Source organism: Streptomyces sp. NBC_00667 (genome assembly GCF_036226825.1).
Taxonomy (GTDB): Bacteria; Actinomycetota; Actinomycetes; order Streptomycetales; family Streptomycetaceae; genus Streptomyces.
This window is the reverse complement of sequence record NZ_CP109022.1, coordinates 6,729,100-6,745,112: the sequence shown is the minus strand read 5'-3', so window position 1 is coordinate 6,745,112 and position 16,013 is coordinate 6,729,100. Positions and strand designations below refer to the sequence as shown.

Sequence of the window (16,013 nt, the reverse complement as noted above, 5' to 3'; positions counted from 1 at the left end):
CCTGACGAAAGCCTTCCGATGACACGACACACCCACGAACCCCGGGCGACCGGCATGCGGGAACGGCCCCACGTCCCGCACCGCGCCCATCCCGTGGCGGATCAGGACGTGCCGGCCGATCCGCGCACGAGCACGGCGCCCAGGGCGACCCACGGCCCCCGAGGAGAATCATGAAGGGCATGCACCGACTCGGCCGGAGTCGCCGGACAGTGACGATCGGGCTGTCAGCCGCGGCATTGGTGGCCGGCGTCGTGACGCTCCTCCCCAGCTCCGCCGGAGCCGCGAACTTGGGTACGCAGGCAGCCCCATCCGGCAGGTACTTCGGCACCGCTGTGGCCGCCGGGAGGCTCGGCGACTCGACGTACGCCACGATCTCGGACCGGGAGTTCAACATGATCACCCCGGAGAACGAGATGAAGTGGGACGCCATCGAACCGTCACGCGGCCATTTCAACTTCGGCCCCGCCGACCAGGTCGTCAACCATGCCACGGCACACGGCCAGCGCGTGCGCGGCCACACCACGGTGTGGCACTCGCAGCTCCCGTCGTGGGTCGGCTCCATCGGCGACGCGAACACGCTGCGCAACGTGATGAACAATCACATCACCACCGAGATGACCCACTTCAAGGGCAGGATCTACGCCTGGGACGTGGTCAACGAGGCGTTCGCCGACGGCTCCACCCAACACCGCAGCTCGGTCTTCCAGAACGTGCTGGGCAACGGTTTCATCGAGGAAGCCTTCCGCACCGCCCGGGCGGCCGACCCCTCGGCCAAGCTCTGCTACAACGACTACAACATCGAGAACTGGTCGGACGCGAAGACCCAGGGCGTCTACAACATGGTCAGGGACTTCAAGTCCCGCGGCGTGCCCGTCGACTGCGTCGGCTTCCAGAGCCACTTCGGCACCGGCGGCCCCCCGTCCAGTTTCCAGACCACCTTGTCCAACTTCGCCGCCCTGGGCGTTGACGTCCAGATCACCGAGCTGGACATCGCCGGGGCCTCCCCCACCCACTACGCCAACACGGTCAAGGCCTGCCTGTCCGTGGCCCGGTGCAGCGGCATCACGGTATGGGGCATCCGCGACAGCGACTCCTGGCGCCGGGGCGAGAACCCCTTGCTGTTCGACAACAACGGCAACCCCAAGGCCGCCTACACCGCCGTCGTGAACGCCCTCAAGGCCTCCCCCGGTACCACCGGTGGGTCCGGTACCGGTGCCATCAAGGGCGTCCCCTCCGGTCGCTGCATCGACATCAACGGTTCCGCCACCGCCAACGGCACCCAGGCGCAGCTGTGGGACTGCAACGGCCAGGCCAACCAGCGCTGGACCTACACCTCCGACAAGCAGCTGATGATCTACGGCAACAAGTGCCTGGGCGCCCTGGCCAAGGGCACCACCAACGGCACCGCGGTGGTCATCGGGGACTGCGACGGCAGCGCCGGCCAGCAGTGGAACCTCAACAGCAACGGCACGATCTCCGGCGTCCAGTCCGGGCTGTGCCTCGACGCCGTAGGCGCGGCCACCGCCAAGGCCACCAGGATCCAGCTGTACTCCTGCTGGTCCGGTACCAACCAGAAGTGGACCGGCCCGTCCGGGACCTCGACCCCGACGACGCCGACGCCGACCGGCAACGCGTGTGCTCTTCCCTCCACGTACCGGTGGACGTCCACGGGTGCGCTGGCGCAGCCGGCGAACGGGTGGGGCTCGCTGAAGGACTTCACGGACGTGGTGTACAACGGCAAGCACCTGGTCTACGCCTCGAACACCTCGGGATCCTCGTACGGCTCGATGATGTTCAGTCCCTTCACGAGCTGGCCGGACATGGCGTCGGCCGGTCAGACCGGGATGAGCCAGACCGCGGTGGCGCCCACACTGTTCTACTTCGCGCCCAAGAAGATCTGGGTGCTGGCGTACCAGTGGGGTCCGTGGCCGTTCATCTACCGCACGTCGAGCGACCCCACCAACCCCAACGGCTGGTCCGCGCCCCAGCCGCTGTTCACCGGCAGCATCCCGGGCGCCGCCCCGATAGACCAGACCCTGATCGCCGACGACCAGAACATGTACCTGTTCTTCGCCGGTGACAACGGCAAGATCTACCGGGCGAGCGTGCCGATCGGGAACTTCCCGGGCAGCTTCGGCTCCTCGTACACGACGGTCATGAGCGACACGGTGAAGAACCTGTTCGAGGCCCCGCAGGTGTACAAGGTCAAGGACCAGAACCAGTACCTCATGATCGTCGAGGCCCGGGGTGCCAACGAGCAGCGCTACTTCCGCTCGTTCACGGCCTCCAGCCTGAACGGTTCGTGGACCCCGCAGGCCGCCAGTGAGAGCAACCCCTTCGCGGGCAAGGCCAACAGCGGTGCCACATGGACCAATGACATCAGCCACGGTGACCTCGTCCGCAACAACCCCGACCAGACCATGACCATCGATCCCTGCAACCTGCAGTTCCTCTACCAGGGCAAGTCCCCCACCGCGAGCGGCCCCTACGACCAACTGCCGTACCGGCCGGGTGTCCTCACCCTGCAGCGCTGACCTGCCGGGTATTCGGGTGATGCCGGTGCGGAGGACCTGCCGGCGCGGAGACGGGCGGTCCACCGCACGGGCAACTCCACCTCCCGACTGATACCGCCCGGAGGAACCCCCAGCCATGCGCCGACTGGGGGTTCCTCTCCTTCGTACGGCGCCGGTGGTGGACCCGCGCAGGTCAGCGCGCGGCGTCTCTCCGTCGGCGGCGCGCGTACACCACCGCACCGCCGGCCGCCGCCAGGGCCGCGGCCCCGGTTGCGGCAGCCGACTGCCAGGACGCGCCGGCCGCCGGTCGCGTGAACGCGGCTACGGACTCGGCCGGTTGGTCCTCCCCCAGACCGTCGTACCCGCCGGCGAGGCCCTTCCGGTCGTACTCCGAGCCGGGCAGCTTGTCACCGTATCGGGCGGTGACCAGCTTCTGGTAGGCAGCGAGGGTGAGGGAGCGCTTTCCACCGAGGCCGGCGGTCGCCTCCTCGTTGAGGGGTTCGACCAGGCCTTCGGCGGTGAGCCGGTACCAGGCGTGGATCTGCGGCTCGGTGAAGGTGCGGGCCTGCGGGGTGCCGCGTTCGGCAAGGCTGAGCTCGGTGTCCCCGTCCCGGATGCCGGCCAGCTGCCAGCCCTCGGCGCCGACGGCCTGCCCGCCGCTTGCCGGTGCAGCCGGGTTTCCCTGGGGCGAGAGCAGGACGGCAGCCCGGTGGCCGTCGGAGGCGGTCACCCGTGAGGCCAGATAGGAGAGCCGCAGCGCGTTCTGGGGGGTCGCCTGTGTCTTGCCGGCCACCAACTCGGGGCTGACCTCGAACATCGGCACCGGGTCCTTGAGCTCGAACCTGGGCGGCGCGGCGACTGCCGAGGGGGCGTTCCGGGGAGTGCCGACGGCGCCGCCGTCCGCGGCGGCGGCACTGCCGGGCGTCCGGGCCGAGACCAGGAAGCGGGAGACGGTGCCGCGGAGCTGGTCGCTGCGGAGGGTCTGCTGGGCAGACTGGTAGCCCGCGATGCCGTCGCCGTCCGCACCCTGCGCGGAAACGTTTCCGCACAGGGTGGCGGCGAGAGCGGTCGTGGCGAGGACGGCGGCCCGGACTGCCGCGCGCCTGGTGCGTCGCATGCTCTGCATGGTCGGTCTTCTCCTCAGCCCTGGATGCCGACGCGGGAGTGCGTCCACTGGAACGAGTTGTTGTTCGCGTAGGTGGAGTAGTTCCACCAGGTATAGGTCTGCGTGGTCTGCCACGGGTCGCCCACCGCGATCATGTTGCTGGCGCTGTCGTAGCCGTAGATGACGTTCATGTGGCCGCCGCCGCTGCGCCAGCCGATCCGTACGGCGAACGGCCGGCCCGCGGCGATCTCGCTGGTCGACTCGCTGAACGAGGCGTTGCGGTACAGGCTGCGGCCACTGTTGCCGAGTCCCACCCTGGCCAGGCCGTTGGCCATGTCTTCCAGCGTCGCGGGCTGGTTGTTGCAGTCCACCCAGCTCCCCTGGGCGGCGAGTTGGCAGAACCGCTCCTGACTGACGGTGCGGCCCCAGTATTTGGCGATGGTCACGCCGGAGGCGTCCCAGCACCACTGGGTCCTGACCTGCTTCTGCATGTCGATCTGGAGCGTCCTCGCGGTCGTGGGAGTCGGCTTCGGGTTCGAGCCGCAGACCGGCAGGACGGTGGTGTTCTCCCGGATGAACGCGTCCGCGATGTAGTACGAGCCGGTGTAGATCCACCGCGGGTTGTTCTCCACCGTGTCGCCGGTGGTACGGCAGGACATCTGGATCCTGTCACCGACCCTGGAGGAGCCGTTGACCTGGGCCGAGAGGGACGGCTTGGCGCGGTGGTTGACGGTGCTGTAGTTGCCCTGCCCGCCGATGACCGTGCCGCTGACCGCATCGGCCTGGGCGAGGGCACCGAAGCCGAACAACAGACCGCCGGAGAGTACGGCGGTGAAGGCGGCTATCAGCGCCTTCTTCCGGCGGGACGTGCGACGTTTGTGCATCATGCTCCTTGATTCGGAAAATTCCGGACTCGCTCGCTCGGCACCCTGACCCGGCCTTCCGGGCTGGGGGCGCGGCGCGTCCGGGCCGTGGGTGCCGTAGCCGTGGCCTGCACTCGGGAGGCCGGCGCGGCACTCCCCCGGATCCGCCCGCCGCCCGGCGGAGAGCATGCCGGCGGGCAGAACCAGGTATCGGGGCCGCCGCTAGGGGCAGCCCGCCCCGCTTGGGCTCGGACGCCGATGCGGCGTCGCCCGCAGAGACGTGAGCCGACGCAGCGCCTCGTTCGTCGGTGAAGGCGGTTGCACCCGACGGCACACGGGTGTTGTGCCGCGGCTTGACACGCTTCTACGGGCAGGCATAACCGCACCGCTTCCTCGATTGGATTGGGTGCGGGAATCCTGCCAGACGGATAAGGAGAGATTTAAACGCCGTTGCTCTACGCGCAAAGATGTCGCCAGTTCAACTACTGGACACGACTATGACGGTTCGTCAATTTGTTTACTGCGCCGTCTACTTGATTGCCGCGCTACCATTGGTCCAGGCCATCCCGGTGGGTCGCTGACGCGTGGACTTTGCTCAAACTTGACGGTCGATCACCTTCATTAGACGCACCGTCAAATAGCGGAAATAGCCCAGCGTATAAGGCATGTGACTGTGAATCATTCCGGGAGAAGGGAATCTCTACTCGCGCATGCGTGCAAGAGACTGAAAGCGAAGACGGCCGCGGTGGACACCGCCCGCTCTCGCCGGCGGAGGTGGGGGTGGATCACGCCGGGCTGCGTCACTGTCTCTTACGACATCGGAAGACGGACGACTCTGCGACGCAGCGACCCGGTCGCGGCCGTCGATCGCGGCCGGTCGAACGCGGACTCGCCGCCCAGGCACACCGGCCGATCGTGGCTCTGCTCCAGTACAGGCGGGAAACGTACGGCGACTCTCATCCGTACGGCGCCCCTGTCGAAGCCCCCGCAAGGGGGGCCGGCATGCCGACCCCCGGGTCGCGGCGGGTCATCCTCCCCGGGCGATCCGAGACAGCCAGCTATCAAGCGACTCCGGACCGAGAACGGCCGGCTGCGGCAACAAGGCCCGCGTTCACCTCGGGCAGCAGGTCGAACAGCTCGGCAGCCACGGCCTCGTCTACCGCGTCAACGAGCTCAGGACGACCTCAGCGCCGCCCGCACCAGCCTCCGCCGGATGATCCGCAAACGAGAACCGCTAGATCTTGATCCAATAACGCCGCGCGGGACCGAACTCGGTGTCCCGGATGCCCTCGAAGACGCCGCCGCAGCGCTCGATGGTCTTCACCGAAGCGACATTGTCGACCGCGCAGACGGCCAACACCCGATCCAGGCCGAGCGCCCGCGCCTCGTCGAGCAGCTGCTCCACCGCCCAACTGGCCAAACCGCGCCGCCGCGCGGACGGCCTGATCCCATACCCGATGTTTCCAGCCCACGACACGTAGTCGTCGCCGCCATATCGCAGTGCGATTCCGCCGAGCACCCGATCACCTTCTACGACCCATCGATGGATGCACCGCATGGCATCGGCCGCTTTCGCAGCGTCCGACTGCTCCGTCAGCCGGCGCACCCAGGCCGCAAATCCTGCGGCCGAGTCCACATCGTCGGACGGACCCAGCCCGAAGCCGTCCTCGTGTTGACCAGGACCCCACTCAGCGCGGGCCTCAAGCCAGGGGACGTGCAGGCGGACAGTGGACGCGATCAACTCTGGCATCCGGTAACACTAACGTCGGAACGCGTCCCTGACCCCGGTCATTGCCTGATATCCCTCACTCCGCACGGGACCGCGCACCGCACGCCCCCCGGCGCCCTCGACGTGCGTCTCAACAGCCGGGATCCGGTCGAGGAACGCCTCGCACCACGTGCGGCCAAGTGGAACCTCCGAACCACGACAGCTGACCCAGGCGGTACGCGGCCGCACATGCTGTCACGCCAGGCAGCGAGCACAACGTCATGGCTTGCTTCGCGCAGACCCGCCGAAGCGGCGGGCGCGCCCGGGCTCACGCCGCAGCCGTGGGATTCGCCGATTCGGCAGCGCGGCGGTATTCGGCGTTGATGCGCTGGGCTTCTTCGAGCTGGTCTTCGAGGATGATGATGCGGCAGGCGGCCTCGATGGGGGTGCCTTGATCGACGAGTTCGCGGGCACGGGCGGCGATCCGCAGCTGATAGCGGGAGTAGCGGCGGTGTCCGCCGGCGGAGCGCAGCGGGGTGATGAGGCGGGCTTCGCCGATGGCGCGCAGGAAGCCCTGGGTAGTGCCGAGCATCTCGGCGGCCCGGCCCATCGTGAAGGCGGGGTAATCGTCGTCGTCGAGACGGCCGAACGAGTCGTCTGCTGTCATGTCACCTCTCTGTGGAACGCGTCGAGGGGCCCTGGTGCCGTACGGCACCAGGGCCCCGAAGGAACTTGTTACACCATCTGCCGGCCCTGGTCGTGCGCCGGCCTTCTGTTTCCGCCCACCCGGTCTGAGCTTCGCCGGGTTTGCGGGGATCGCGGATGCGTGACCGGAGACCACCTCACTATCGATGTCCTGCGGTACCCGGGCTGCGCACTGCTCGCCCGGGCGATCCTGATGGCGCTCGGCTCCTCCGTTCTTCCCTCTGGATCAATCACTTACCAAACGGGTACTGCGTACTGCTGGTGTGTTGCGTACTGCTGGTGGCCTCTCACAGCGCCACTTCGGCAGCCAGCCCCGTCGCCCATCCTGCGTCTGCTCTGGCTTAGAACCCCACTGCCGAACCTCCCGGTGCGCGCGCCCGCAGCCGACGCCTTCACCGAGGTACTGCTCACTGACTTCACTGCTGGGTACTGCCAACTGCACCTACTACGGGTACTGCCACTGCGGTACTGCTCACGGCGGCCCCTGATCACTGCGGGCCACCCGGTCCGGTCACCAGTCCCGTCGCCGTCCTGCAACCAACCTGGCTTCGGAACTCCGTCACCGCACCGTCCTTCGCACTGCAACTGCGGGTGCTGCGGTCTTGCTGCCCGGCAGTTCGTCTCTGCCGGGCTCTTCGATCTCTTCGGGCTACGAGAGAAACCATAGCCACACCCCAGCCCGATGTCTACTCCGGCCACCATAGATTTCCGAGTGTTCGAAGAGGAGGTAGTCGACCTCGAACAGCGTCGCCAAGAGGTACGAGGTGTCCCACCCGGGTTGCTCGCCACTGGCGCGGGTACAAGCGCGGGCGGACAGGAGCGGGCAGGGGCGAACCAGAGACCAAGGTGAATCTGATGGACACAGTGAGCGTCGATGTCGCAGCCGCCCGCTCCAGCGCCTCCATCGCCGACGCCCGCGAACGCGCCCGGGCCTTCCTCGATGGCCTCGTATGCCCTGTCAGGGCCGAGGCTGCCGAAACGGTGGTCCTGGTCGTCTCGGAACTCGTCACCAACGCTCTGCGCCACGCCGGCGGCACCTGCACCCTGGGCCTGACCGCCCGCCCCGCCAGCATCGAGGTGGCCGTCCACGACCCCAGCCCGCAGCCGCCGCGCATGCGCACCCCCGACCTGCTCGCCGGCACCGGAGGCTTCGGCTGGCCCATGGTCAACCGTCTCGCCCACGCCACCCGCGTCACCGCCACCCCGAACGGCGGCAAAACCGTACGCGCCTTCCTGCCCCGACATCCCCCGCCGCAGCACGTCCCTCACCGGGCGGCGTTGCCACGATGAACCGACGTCGTTGAAGCGGACGGACCTGGTCAGCCGCTCCAGCCACTCAAGGGAGACGACCAGATCGTTCGAGTGCGCCATACCCAGCACCCCTCACTGGCGGCGACGACGTACGGTCACCGACTTCGACGGTCCGTAGTAGACGGTCGGCCTCCACTGCCCATACTCACCGGCTATGCCCGACGGTGACGCCCCGCCGGCCCCGGACCCCCGGAACTCTTCCGTCGTCGGAGCCGAAGCAGGTGGCCAGGGCGGCGGCCTCTTCGGGCGTCACAGGGCGGGAGATCGCCGTCAGCCGGCGTTCACGCCGATCGATCTCTTCCCCGTTCGCATCCCAGCCCGGAAGCGGTCCGTCGGCGACGAACGCCCTTACTGCGTGGAATGCCCGGCACCGCATGGATGCCGGGTCAGCGCCCATACGTGCCGGTACAGAGCTGTGTGACGGTGGGGGTGGTGATCCCGTGTGAGGCTGCGCAGAGCTGAGCCATCTCGCGCCGGCCGGCTGCGGGTGCGGCGGGGTGGTTGCGGGGAGCGGGTGCCGGGCGGAACCGGCGGGGTGCGGGAGCTGGCAGGCGGCGGGGCCTGGAGTGCGGAGCCGACGGGTGGTCGGCGGCGCTGCCCTCGGTGCGGCGGCTGTGATTCCCCAGTGGCGCCGGGCTCGCCTCGGCCTCCGCCGGCTCGGGGACTGGCCCGGGCGCAGGGTCGGCGGGGACGGGGTCTTCGGGGAGCCGGGTGAGCGGCGCGCCGTACTGGATCCCCCGGCTCACCGCATGGGCGCCGGTGCGGGCCGCGGGTTCGCTGGGAGCAGCGGGCGCGGCGGGCTGGGGGGCGGTGCCGTTCACAGTGACGCATCCGGATGCGGTGAGGAGGGCAGCGAGCGTGAGCGTGAGGACGGTTCGGCGCATCCGCCCACTGTGGCGAGTAGGCGCCGACGGGCGGGCCGGGGCGCGCGCCCATGCCCTCCATCGAGTGACCTCGGGCAGACGGGTCGGCAACCGCCCGAGGAAACCAGCACGGCGGGTTCGTGGACATCGACAGCGACCTCTACAAGCCCTGCCACCCGGCCTACAGCGCGCTGATGACGCAGGACGACACCCTGATGGCTGCCTTCACCCGGGCCCACGGACGCGCGTGGATGGCACTGGCCGAGGAGTACGTCCGCTCCCACAAGCTGCACGCGATCATCCAGGAGACCTCGCAGAACGCACGGGCCGTGGAAGGCAAGATGCTGGCCCACCGCCGCACGGGGACCCGCATCGAGGCGCTCTTCATGGGCGTCCCACAGGCGATGAGCAACCAAGGCATCGTCAACCGGTACTTCGAGCAGCTCGCCGATCGCGGCCAGGGACGGCCAGACCGCCTGCCACGGTGCTCTTGAGGTTCTCCCCGATACCGCAGGGCTGCTCGACTCTCCCAAGGGCCGCGAGTTGCTCGCGCTCTGTGAGGACTTCGGCGAAGAGCTCGTCACAACGATGCAGTGGCTCCGCATGACGGGTCACTACTGACTTCAGCTCGTTGGGGTGAATCTTGTGCGAAGTCGCTGATGGGTGTGGATGGGTGGCTGTATCCGTGATGTGTGAGATATGCGGATGGGGGCGGGCTGACTCCTACGGGACGTCGGCGCCGGGAGACGGTACGGATGCAGGCGGCTGCGCTGTTCGAGCAGGAGATCAAGCCGTCTGAAGTCGCACGGCGACTGCGGGTGAGCGTGAAGTCGGCTTATCAATGGCACCAGTTGTGGCGGGACGGCGGTGTCGATGCTCTCGCTTCCCGCGGTCCGAGTGGGTCACGGTGCCGGCTGTCCCCGCGGTGTCTGGAGAAGCTGGCCGCATATCTGGAGCAGGGCCCGGCCGCTCACGGCTGGGTCGAGGACCAGGTGTGGACCGCATCGAGGGTGGCCACGCTCATCGGCCGGAAGTTCCACGTCTCCTACAGCGTCTCCGGCGCCACCCGGTTGATGCACCGGCTCGGCTTCAGCCCGCAGGTCCCCGCCCGGCGGGTCGCCGAACGCGACGAGCAGTCCGTCACTGCGTGGCGGGAGGTGACCTGGGCGGAGGTAAAAGGGCCCGGGCGGCCTGCGGAGGCTACGTCTGCTTCGAGGACGAAGCCGGGTTCACCCGTAGGCCGCCCCGGGGACGGACCTGGGGCCGGCGCGGAGTGACTCCGGTCGTCACCATCAGCGGCCGGCGTTCCGGACGGCTGTCGGTGGCCGGGCTGATCGCGATGCGTCCGGGTTCCCGGACCCGGCTGTGTCACCGCCTGCGAACCCACACCGCGAACAAAGGCGCACGTCGCAGCATGGGCGAGCGGGACTTCATCGCGCTGGTAGATGGTGTCCACCAGCTCGTCAGGGCACCGATCGTGCTGGTCTGGGACCGCCTGAACACCCACGTCTCCCGCAGGATGCGGGAATTCGTGGCCGACCGTGAATGGCTGACCGTGTTCCTGCTGCCCGCCTACTCACCCGACCTGAATCCCGTCGAGTGGGTATGGGCACACGTCAAACGCAGCCTCGCCAACCTCGCAGTCATGGCCCTCGACCAACTCGAAACCCTCGTCCGCAACCGCCTCAAACGCCTTCAATACCGGCCCCACACTCTCGACGGCTTCATAGCCGGCACCGGCCTGACCTTCGACACACCAACCGCACCCTGAGAAGCCGAAGTCAGTAATGTCGTGAGCCGGATGGCGAGTGCGGCAGCCGTGACAGACGGGTGACCTGGAACGGAGAGCTGCTACGGGCGGCGGTGGATGAACAGGCCCGGTTCGGCCTCGGCGAGGACGCTCAGGCGCGGGGCGCGCGGCGCCTGCTGCGCGTTGCCCAGTCAGACCGGTCGTGTGCCCACTCCGGAGGTGCCGGGTTCGCAGCGCCGGAGCGGGCAGTCCCGTGGACCCGGCGGGCGGGACGCCACCATCCCACGAAGCCCGGGGCGAGGCGGTCAGGCGCGGGCCTGACGAGACCCACCCCGACTCGTGGGGAGGCCGCCCGGGCGCGGGGGCGGCGGTGTCGGAGGGTCAGTCGGGTGCGCGGAGGCCCCAGCGGCGCCGAGGCTTCTCCTTGGTTGCCCTGAACAGTCGGCCGCTCAGCAGCTTCGCGGCCGTCGCGTCGCCCGCCGCTGCGGCCCGCCTGTACCACTGTTCGGCCTCCGCCTTGTGCCCGCTGTGGAAGAGCAGGTACCCCATGTTGACCATGGAGGTGACATCACCGGCGTCACCCGCGCGCCGCAGCCACGGCTCGGCCTCGCGCCACCTGGCGAGCTCGCAGAGCAGGCCCCCGAGCGGTCCCATGGCCCCGACCTCCCCGCCCTCGGCGGCCCGCCGCAGCCACTGTTCGGCCTCCGGGACCCGGCCGGTGCGCCCGAGCAGGAGCCCGAGGTTGACCATCGAGCCCGGGTCTCCCGCGTCGCTCGCGCGCCGCAGCCATGGTTCGGCCTCGCGCAGCCTCCCGGCCTCGCACAACTTGCTGGCCAGGGCGGAAACGGCAAGCAGGTGTCCGGATTCGGCGGCCCGGCGGTACCACTGCTCGGCCTCTGCGGGCCGCCCGGTGTTCTCCATGAGTACGCCGAGGTCGTACTGGGCGCGGTCGAATCCGGCGTCCACCGCGCGCCGGTAGGCGTCCTCCGCCTCCCGCGTCCGGCCCGCGGTGTAGAGGAGCGTTCCGAGGTTGCTCATCGCGCTCGCGCTACCGGCGTCGGCCGCCTGCCGCAGGAACGGTTCTGCTTCCTGTGCCCGGCCGCTGTCGTATAGGAGGACGCCGAGGGTGCCGGCGGCCCGTGGGTGGCCCGCCCGTACGGCCTGGCGTAGCCGGAGTTCGGCTTCCTCCGCCCGCCCGGTGTTCTCCAGGAGGACCCCGAATTCGTAGAGGGCGGTGCTGTCGCCCGCCTCGGCGGCCTTGCGCAGCCACGGCTCCGCCTGGGATCCGCGGCCCGTCCTGATCAGCTGCTCGCCGAGCAGGCTCATGGCGGTGACGTCGCCGGTGCGGGCGGACCGCTCCAGCCAGGGTTCGGCCTCGTCGGCCCGCCCCCGGCTGAGCAGGGCGCCGGCCAGGAGCACGATGGCCGTGGGCTGGCCGGTCTCGGCGGCGCGCCGCAGCCATGGTTCGGCCTCATCCATCCGGTCCGCCTGCTCCAGCAGACGCCCGAGGTGGATCATCGCGGGTACGTGGCCCGCCTCGGCTTCCGCCCGGTAGGCACGTTCGAGGTGGTCCTTCGCGTCGGGTCCGCCGGGTCCGCCGGGTCCGCCGGGATCAAATCCTTCGCGTCCGGCACGTCCGTCGGTGGCCGTCTCCGCGCGCCGCCGGGCGGCCATGATGCGCACGTCTGCGGCCTCATCGCCCCGGCCGAGGCGTTCCAGCAGGTCGGCGAGGAGTGCGTATCCGCCCAGGAGGTCGGCGGTGTACTCCTGCGGGTTCCCTTTCGCCAGATCACGAAAAACGAGGACGGCCCCGGCCGCCGCGACGAGTCCGTCACGGAGATCGGTGTCCAGGACGGACCTGACGAACGCGTACGCCCACTGGGCGCGCGCCAGCTCCGGGAGGTGGGATCCGGGTTCGGCTGCGTTCGACTGGCCGCCCGATTCCTTCCCGCTCGGCCCCCCGCCCGATTCCCCGCTCAGCTCCTCTGCCAGCTCCAGGGCCCAGCGCGAGTAGTCCAGGGCGTCCTCGCGCCGGTCGGCCTGCGCGAGGAACCCGGCGTGGTTGCGCAACGCCGAGACCAGGCCCGCCCGGTACCCGCCGGGGTTCTGGTCGGCCAGTTTGTCCCAGGCCGCGATCGCCTGCCGGGACCGCTCCAGGGCTTCTTCGCGGAGCCCGAACGTCCACAGGTGTCCGGTGTGCGTGGCCAGGGCACTGGCTAGGTCCGGCAGATGGCTTCCCGGATTGGTCTCAGCCAGTTCCGTCAAGTGCTCGACCGCCACCGCGGAACGGGCCACCGCCTCCACCAAGTCGCCCGCTGCGGCATCCAGGAGCGACTGGTTCAGCGACAGACGTGCCTCCATGGGGCGGGTGACGGCGTGGTCGACCTCGCCCAGGCCACGGAACTGCTCCGTGGCACGGCGGTAGTAGTTGCGCGCCTCCTCGTACCGCCCCTCCTCGGACAGCAGGGTGGCGTGGTTGGCCAACGTCATGCCCGTGGAGAGCGACTGGACGCGGGGGAACGGAATGGATTCGGGCAGCGACGATCCGATCAACTCGACGGAGCGGGCGGAACACTCCAGGGCCTCGCGCCGCCGTCCGGCCTTCGCCAGCCGGTTGGCGTGGTTGCCCAGTGCCTCCGCGAGCAGCACCGTGTGGGCGTCGGGGTCGGCCCGCACCAGGGTCTCGTAGAGGTCCACGGCCTGCCGGGACCTCTCCATGGCCTCCTCGTGCTTCCCGGCGTGCGCCAGGGCGACCGCCAGCGCGGACAACGCCCCGGCCCGGTCCCGTGCCGGGGCGGCAGGGTGACTGTGGAGGTCCACGGTCCGCCGCGCGTACGTGAGGGCCTCCGACCACCGCCCCGCGCGGCCCAGGCGCAGTACGAGGTGCCGGTACAGCCCGGCCCGTCCGGCATCGGAGGCGCCGGGTTCGACGAGGGCGGCCAAGCGTACGGCGACGGCGGCCAGGCCGGTGTCGAGGTCCACGTGCGGCATGCCGCCCAGCCTCCGGAACGCGGCCCGTTCGACGGCTTCGAGGACTTCCCTGTCGGTCCCGTCGATGGCGCTGATGGCCACCAGGGCGGCGCTGCCCGCGTCGAGCGCGACGTCGGGGTGGTCCCGCAGCAGGGGGTGCAGGACCTGTTCGGCGAGGTGCGGCCACCGATCGGCCGCCGACGCCAGGAGGGTCACGGCGCGCGGGGCGACGGCGGCGGCGCCGGGCGCCGTCAGCAGTGCCTTCGGGACCCCCGTCGCCCACGCGTCGGCGCGGTAGCCGGTGACCGTGTGCCCGGGCACGGTCAGTGCCAGGAAGTCCTCGGCCAGCCGGTCGGGGTAGAGCGGTTCGAGTACGGTGCGCGGGTCCAGCGGCGGGTAGACGCGGGCGTGGTCGCGCAGGAGGGTCCGCAGGGTCCCGGGTACGTCGGCCACGCCCGCTCGTTCCAGCGCCGTCGCGGCCGCCTCCCAGGTGGAGGCTCCGGTCAGGGTGGCGACGAACGCGACGCTCGCCATGTCGTCCGGTGAGGTCCGGAAGTCCAGGCCCGCCGCGCCGTTCTCGTACAGCCTCCGCCAGTTCTCGTGCTCCCGCTCCAACAGGTAGGCCGACATCCCGGCCGGGTCGCGAGGGGCCGTTCGCCCGTGGACGTGAGCGTCCACGGTGACGAGGGCTGCCATGTGCACGGTGAGCGTGAGTCCGAATGCGGGGTCCGCCAGCGACACCGTGGAGGGGGCCGATGCCGCGTCTGGTCGCCCGTACAGTTCCGCGAACTCGGTGCGCGCGGTCGCGAACATGCGCTCCCGGTCTCCCGGTTCCACCGCCAGTGGCGCCAGCTCGTACTCGGAGGCATCCGCCCGTCCACCGATCATGGACTTCACCGCCGGCCACGCGTGCGGCGTACGGGCCATCAGCAGGACCCGTACCGGAACCCGCTCCCCTTGGTCGCCGCCGCGCGGGCCACCGTCGAACATGCTGTTGGCGAACAGCCAGGCCAGGTCCCGCAGGGGCCACCGGTCGGCGTAGTCCACCAGGACGAGCAGCCCGCGGAGGTGGCCGGCGCGGGCGTCGTGGCTGCCCGCGGACTCGGGCAGGACCGTACCGCCGTGCCGGACGACGATCGTCTTCCAACCCTGGCGGACGGACCGCGCGGCGAAGTGATCGGCCAGCCGGGTCTTGCCCCGGCCGCCCGGGCCGTGCAGCCAACGGACGGCCAGGGCGCGGCCGCCGTGCCCGGTGCTACGGGCTCCGGTAGCGCTGTGGCTGCCCGCGCCCGGGCCGCGCCACCGGATCAACTCGTCCACTTCGCCCCCGCGTCCGGTGAACGGCACGACCGCGTTGCCCGCGTTGAGCAGTCGGCTGGGCTGCTCGATCCAGGCCGGGTCGGGATCGCCGTCCGGCGGCTCGTGCTCGGCGAGTACGTACACGGGCCGGCCGTCACCGTGGATGTGGACGTCCGCGTTGATCGCCCCGTACGCGAAGCCGTCGAAGGCGTAGACGTTCTGGACGATCCTGGCGCCCTCGGCGCCGCCGCCCCGGAATGCCTCTGCGGGCTCCTCTCCACCGGGCGACCGGGGCACCGTCATGCCCCGGTCTCCGACGACGGGAGCGCGCCGAGACCGGGCGGGGCGGCAGGAGCGTGGTTGTGGATGCTGCCTCCGATCACGCCCTGCGCCGTCGAGTTCGGGGCGCTCGCCGTGATGTGCTGGGTGGTGGTCGTCGTCGCCTGCGGGTGTTCGCGCCGCATATCGGCCAGGAGCTGCTCCAGTTCGCCGCGGGCCGCCGGATCGGTCAGCAGCAGGTCGCGCAACCGGGTCTCCCACACCACCGCCACGCGCGCCCCGGCATCGGGGGTCTCGGGCGGCGAGTCGGCGAGCTCCCGGGCCGAACGCTCCAACTCCGCCGCCATCCGTTCCTCGGCGCCCTCACGGCGCCAAAGCTGCGGGAGCCTGCGCGCGGCGCCCACCAGCCCGGTGGCCAACGCGGTGACGAGCACGGTGCCACCCTCGTGTGCCAGGCTCTCGATCACTTCCGACATGGTCGGCTCCCCTCTTGCGCTCCTTCGACGGCGGCTCGAACAACCGCTCCACACCCAGACGCTACGAGCCGACGGCCGACGACGCAGGAAGATCACCGAACAGGCAGGTCACACGAGGGCGGAGCGACCGGACGGCGTGGGCTGTGAGGCTCCGTCCACGGCCGGAGCGGT

General features: G+C 70.1%; 9 protein-coding genes and 1 pseudogene. 4 read left to right on the top strand and 6 right to left on the bottom strand.

The features are described 5' to 3' along the window. Positions 1–170: 170 nt before the first annotated feature. Complete coding sequence (locus tag OHA81_RS30565) at positions 171–2,534, top strand: non-reducing end alpha-L-arabinofuranosidase family hydrolase (protein WP_329201309.1); 2,364 nt, start codon at positions 171–173, stop codon at positions 2,532–2,534. A 172-nt stretch (positions 2,535–2,706) separates the two neighbouring features. On the opposite strand, the gene OHA81_RS30560 is transcribed toward OHA81_RS30565, so the two are convergent. From OHA81_RS30560 to OHA81_RS30545, 4 genes are all read right to left on the bottom strand, one after another. Next, entirely contained in the window at positions 2,707–3,630 is a 924-nt protein-coding gene (locus tag OHA81_RS30560; protein ID WP_329201307.1) for a hypothetical protein, read from the bottom strand. A 23-nt stretch (positions 3,631–3,653) separates the two neighbouring features. Beyond that, positions 3,654–4,505, bottom strand: a complete 852-nt coding sequence (locus tag OHA81_RS30555; RefSeq protein WP_329201306.1) for a papain-like cysteine protease family protein — start codon at positions 4,503–4,505, stop codon at positions 3,654–3,656. Positions 4,506–5,715: 1,210 nt separating this feature from the next. Beyond that, on the bottom strand, positions 5,716–6,231 hold the full coding sequence (locus OHA81_RS30550) for a GNAT family N-acetyltransferase (protein ID WP_329201304.1): 516 nt from the start codon (positions 6,229–6,231) through the stop codon (positions 5,716–5,718). Between the two features lie 286 nt (positions 6,232–6,517). Continuing rightward, positions 6,518–6,856, bottom strand: coding sequence for a helix-turn-helix domain-containing protein (locus OHA81_RS30545; RefSeq protein ID WP_329201302.1), 339 nt, complete (start codon positions 6,854–6,856; stop codon positions 6,518–6,520). A gap of 893 nt (positions 6,857–7,749) precedes the next feature. Between OHA81_RS30545 and OHA81_RS30540 the strand changes: the two genes are divergently transcribed. The 3 genes and pseudogenes from OHA81_RS30540 to OHA81_RS34670 all read left to right on the top strand — a co-directional run bounded on the left by OHA81_RS30540 (position 7,750) and on the right by OHA81_RS34670 (position 10,839). Continuing rightward, positions 7,750–8,184, top strand: coding sequence for an ATP-binding protein (locus tag OHA81_RS30540; protein WP_329201300.1), 435 nt, complete (start codon positions 7,750–7,752; stop codon positions 8,182–8,184). Positions 8,185–9,202: 1,018 nt separating this feature from the next. After that, positions 9,203–9,562, top strand: a pseudogene (locus tag OHA81_RS30535) (zeta toxin family protein); the annotation flags it as partial. A 198-nt stretch (positions 9,563–9,760) separates the two neighbouring features. Beyond that, positions 9,761–10,839 (top strand): IS630 family transposase gene (locus OHA81_RS34670; protein ID WP_443056720.1). Its coding sequence is split into 2 segments (ribosomal slippage): positions 9,761–10,262 and positions 10,262–10,839, totalling 1,080 coding nucleotides; the frame shifts between segments, so codons are not numbered across the junction. A 360-nt stretch (positions 10,840–11,199) separates the two neighbouring features. On the opposite strand, the gene OHA81_RS30520 is transcribed toward OHA81_RS34670, so the two are convergent. Beyond that, positions 11,200–15,390 (bottom strand): tetratricopeptide/SEL1-like repeat protein, encoded by a 4,191-nt coding sequence (locus OHA81_RS30520; protein WP_329201296.1) that lies wholly within the window; start codon positions 15,388–15,390, stop codon positions 11,200–11,202. Continuing rightward, the gene (locus OHA81_RS30515) at positions 15,387–15,842 is read right to left on the bottom strand and encodes a hypothetical protein (protein WP_329201295.1); all 456 of its coding nucleotides are present in this window, start codon (positions 15,840–15,842) and stop codon (positions 15,387–15,389) included. Before OHA81_RS30515 ends, OHA81_RS30520 begins: the two co-directional genes overlap by 4 nt. Positions 15,843–16,013: the final 171 nt, after the last annotated feature.